Origin of the sequence: Psychrobacter piechaudii (genome assembly GCF_900162825.1) — a bacterium.
In the GTDB taxonomy this organism is placed as follows: domain Bacteria; phylum Pseudomonadota; class Gammaproteobacteria; order Pseudomonadales; family Moraxellaceae; genus Psychrobacter; species Psychrobacter piechaudii.
In genome coordinates this window covers 1-4,048 of the sequence record NZ_FUGE01000173.1, presented here as the reverse complement: position 1 = coordinate 4,048, position 4,048 = coordinate 1, and the positions used below count along the sequence as shown (strand labels likewise).

General features: G+C 40.8%; 1 protein-coding gene. It reads right to left on the bottom strand.

The genetic code is table 11. The features are described 5' to 3' along the window. Nucleotides 1–742 precede the first annotated feature (742 nt). Nucleotides 743–3,598 carry a glycerol-3-phosphate 1-O-acyltransferase PlsB gene (gene plsB, locus A1019T_RS09745; protein ID WP_244156619.1) on the bottom strand — a complete coding sequence of 952 codons (2,856 nt, stop codon included), beginning with the start codon at nucleotides 3,596–3,598 and terminating at the stop codon, nucleotides 743–745. Nucleotides 3,599–4,048 lie beyond the last annotated feature (450 nt).

The following is a 4,048-nucleotide window of genomic DNA, read 5'->3' as shown; positions in this document are numbered from 1 at the left end:
TGGCAGTACCTTAAACAGCATTGGTTATCTAATCGCTGTTTTGAGAGTTATGATGCGATTGTCGATGCGGCATGTGACGCTTGGAATGCATTGTGTAATGAGACTAACTTAATTAGGTCTATCACTCAGCGGGAGTGGTGTGATTTGAGTGTTATTTTTTAGAATTGGTATTAGATACTTTCTTCTGGTGAGTTTTTTCTCGAAGTAAATGAATAGCTTTATTAAAAGATTCCATTTGTACTACATCATCATAAACTGGGGCGACTGTCAATAAGGAGGCTTCATTTGAGAAAATTGGTTTTAAACGAGCAAAGTTGTAGTTAACTCCGTCCTAGGTTCTCCCACAAGATAGGCATTTATATATGTGGCCTTTTTGATGTATAGGTACAGCTAGATCTCCGCATCGACACTGCATCGAATGTCGCTCTAAACTATCTACTATGTCGTTAAGTAAGTTTCCGTCTTTTTTATTCATTATATATTCCATATAACATTTGACATTTAAGATATTTGATAGATGACGTTAACTAACGTCATCTAAAAATTGATTCAATTATAATGATCAGATAATTACATATTTATAACTGTATTGCAATAAATATTACTTGCTACTTATCCCAACTATCTGTATTAGATGATATCTAATTAATTAGACGTCATCAGACGTTTTTTTGTTTGCTGAAATCATAAAAAAGAGGAAAAATATAGATTTTCCCCCTTTTTTACTATTTATACTAAATTTTTAACGCTTACGACTAAACTTGCTCAGTTTTTTATTATTGATTTCACTGATAGCATGGTTAATTTCATCTTCATCTAACGTAGCCACATGTTGCAGAATCTGCATGATGTCAGGATTTAGAATGTAATGAGCATGGCGAGCGATATTATTAATACGCTCATCAAAGGTCAGTACTCCCGTTTCCGGATCATTTTGTACATAGTCTAAGCGTATTAAAGTGTTTAAGAAGCTGGTAAATAGAGCGCGGTCAAAGAAGTCAGGGAGATCATCTGCGTATAATACAGACAGGCGTTGACCCAATAGGTGACATAGGTCTACTACCTGTTCAGCCGTTAAATTACCTGAGCCTTGCTGGGCTAATAACGCCAAAGACATAAAGTAACGCTCAAGGCTTTGAGACACTGGAGTGGCTAGCATATCTAATTGCTGATATTGCTCACTGTTTTTCTCCGGGGTACCAATTACACCATTGCCTAAGTCAACCACCATCCCTTGTTCAATCAGGTTATTTAACTTCTCATCAATCATATCTGGTAAGTTACGAGCCGCACGATATAAGAACAACTCACTTTGTAAGAAAGGATAAAGCTGAGTGACGATACTTTCTAAGTGTTCGCGCTGGATACGACCATTCCTATACACTAGGGAAGCTAGGAAAGATGACATGATAAACACATGTAGAATGTTGTTTCTAAAGTAACTTAAGATCGCCATCTGCTTCGGTAACACTTTGATCATATCGCCTAGGATATGCGGCGTACGCTCTACCAGTTTCAGCTTAATACCGTAGTCAATGATAGATTGTGGCGACATGTCGGTAATGATAGTGCTTTCAGAATACGGCGAACCGTGGGCTATTCTTTGATAAAGAGCCAGTTGCTCACGGCAGCTGTCTTCATCTAGAGCGGCTTTTGGAGTAGACAGTAATACCAAGGATAGCAGCGCGATGGGGTTAACCACTGCCGCCTTATTGATATTCTGCATGATTTTAACGCCAAGGTTATCGACCATAGCCATGGCATTTTTACTAAGGGGTGTGTCAGTGCGATCGGCCGGCAAGCTGTTCGGCTGCACATCAAACTTCTCCATGAAGTCCTCCATCAGCAATGGAGTACCGAAGCTTAAATGGACGTGACCGAAGATACGTTCAATTTTACGGCTGACTTTTAATAAGCCTAGTACCGACTCTGATTCTTTTGGCTTACCTTTCAGCTCCCCAATATAAGTACCGCCTTCCATGATGCGCTCATAGCCAATATAGGTTGGGATAAAGGCCATAGGCTTGTTTGAGCCTCGTAAATGGCTGTGTACGGTCATCGAGAGCATACCTAATCTAGGCGGTAATAGACGGCCTGAACGAGAGCGGCCGCCTTCGATGAAGTACTCAATAGGCGTATTGCGCTGGATTAGAGTGTGCAGATATTCACGCAGGACCGCTTTATATAACTCATTATCTTTAAAGCTACGGCGGATATAGAAGGCAATGGCATTACGCAATATAGGGCCAAGTACTGGAACGTCTAGGTTATTTCCAGCAGCCACATAAGGTAGACTTAAGCCTTTCTCAAAAATAACATAACCCAGTAGCAGATAGTCGACATGGCTTCGGTGACAAGGCACATAAATAAGTTCATGAGTCGTGGCCAATTCACGAACTTGCTCGAAGTGATGTACCTCGATCCCGTCATAAAGCTGAGTCCACAACCAAGTTAAGAATCTGTAAAAGAAGCGAATAACCGAGTAATTATAATCATTGGCTATTTCGTTGATATAACCGCGAGCCCGTTTTTTAGCCTCATCGAAGCTAATGTTTTCAGCTTCTGCCTCTTTTTGGCAAGCATAATTAATCGCAGGGGAGTTAATCAGTTTGTCTACTAAGTTACGTCTATCCGACAAGTCCGGGCCAATCATGCTTTGGCGTTGGCTGTCTAAATAGGCATTTAGCTTATGCTGCACCAATAAGACTAAGCTAAAATTCGCTTCTGAGGCAGTAACTAGGGCGGTAGAGGTCGATAGACCATTGGCTTCAACGTTTCTTTTGGCCTGAAGTAGCAGCTCTCTGTCACTGTTTGACAGCTCACTGTCTTTTAAATCTACCGCATCAAATAATTGCTGAGTCAGCTGCTGTGATTGCTCAGTAGGAATACTGGTATTTGGCGCAGACAAGGAGTCTATTAAATCATGCAAAGATTGAGGGGGGTGGAACTGAACGAAGGTATCCCGTCCCATCATACCGATGTTAAACAGCTGCTTTGTAATGGAAGGCTCTTCCCAATTATCAGCCATTAAAAGCTTAAACAAAGAGTCTTCATTATCTGGCGCACGCCCCCATAAAATCGAGACTGGTACTAGATTAATTTTTATGGCTGGGTTTTCACGACAAGCTGTGACTAGGCGGGCCAATCGGGGAGACACTTTACGACCATCTGCATTAGGATGGTTTAGAAAAATAATGGCCGCATTTTCATTGATATTAAAAGCAGGGCTCTCAACCCCTACCAAAGCAGGGGGAAAGTCATGCTCTTTGGTCTGCAGGTCGACTAAAATACTATTAGAGCGCGAGTACTCGCGTAACACATAAAAGGTGAGCGCCCCCTCTTCAGTATTGATGGTGGGTAGGTCGCCAATAACCTTGGGCTTCACTGCTAAATCTAGCGTTTTACCAGAAAGTTTTCGGTAAAGCTGGTTTACAGAACGGCCAGAGCGAGATATAGCGGCACTGGCTTGAGCCGCCTGTTCTTGTAAGCTCAAAGTAGAGCGTTGAGCATTTGAAGCAGTGCTCTTAGTCTTTTTTTGGGCTTGGCGCTGCTTTTTTAGGCGATTTTTTAAAGAGTGCATTAAGCGAGATGGTAACATAAGTATTAGTCAAACCTATTAATAATGATAAGGCTATATTGCCATAAAATACAATAAAGTAATACAGTTGTTCGCTGAAAAGATAAGGTTAGGGCTTTATTATAGGGCATTGGCAGCTTTGATGCTTTTTATTCAAAATCTAATTTGTGCCAAAAAGTAACTATTCACTGTTAACTAAATATCAGGTTATCCTGTTTTAGTTCTAAGGGGATTACGACTCCATTTTAACGCCTTAACTAATTCTGAAGTTTTAAACAATGATCAAGCTTTAAGGCCAGTTAAGCTGATTTGAGTTTTTGCATCAAACCCACTCTTTACGATAAGTATTATCACCAGTCGCCATAAAACCATCCACTTCAGGGGGTGGATATAAGGCGACACACACGGTCGTAAGAAGCCGTTAAAGGGTTGTAAGTTAAAATTAATCTGCCATACTAAGCATATGAAAAC